The sequence below is a fragment of the Undibacterium sp. SXout20W genome, from assembly GCF_049340285.1.
In the GTDB taxonomy this organism is placed as follows: Bacteria; Pseudomonadota; Gammaproteobacteria; order Burkholderiales; family Burkholderiaceae_D; genus Undibacterium.
This window is the reverse complement of the sequence record NZ_JBMPPH010000121.1, coordinates 1-530: the sequence shown is the minus strand read 5'-3', so window position 1 is coordinate 530 and position 530 is coordinate 1. Positions and strand designations below refer to the sequence as shown.

1 pseudogene is annotated in these 530 nt (G+C 50.9%); it reads left to right on the top strand.

The features are described from left to right. Positions 1-54: 54 nt before the first annotated feature. A pseudogene (locus tag ACO0K1_RS20280) lies at positions 55-530 on the top strand (IS3 family transposase); the annotation flags it as partial.

Genomic DNA, 530 nt, shown 5'->3' with positions numbered 1-530 from the left:
AGACATGCAGTGAATCGTTATCCAGCAGAACGCAAGGAGGCCATCCTTAAGCAGATGATGCCGCCAATGAATAAATCAGTTTCAGTATTGGCCCGTGAGAACGGCATAACGGAGCAAACACTCTATACTTGGCGACGAAATTTAAAATCGCAGGGAGTGCCGGTGCCAGGAAATGGAAAAAATGCCGAGGAATGGTCCTCGAACGACAAGTTTAGCGTTGTGCTGGAAACAGCCCACCTGAACGAGGCGCAGCTGGCACAATATTGCCGTAGCAAGGGATTGTTCGTCGAACAGATTGTGGAATGGCGCAGAGCCTGTCAGGAAGCAAATGCATCATCAGTCGATCGCAACCGTGAGCAGCGCGACCAGAGTAAAAGCGACCGCAAAGAGATCAAGCAATTGAAGAAGGAATTACAGCGCAAGGAGAAAGCGCTGGCCGAAGCAGCTGCGCTGATTATTCTCAGAAAAAAAGCCCAGGCGATCTGGGGGGATCCCGAGGAAGATTAATCGGGACTCTGGATCGCCAGAAC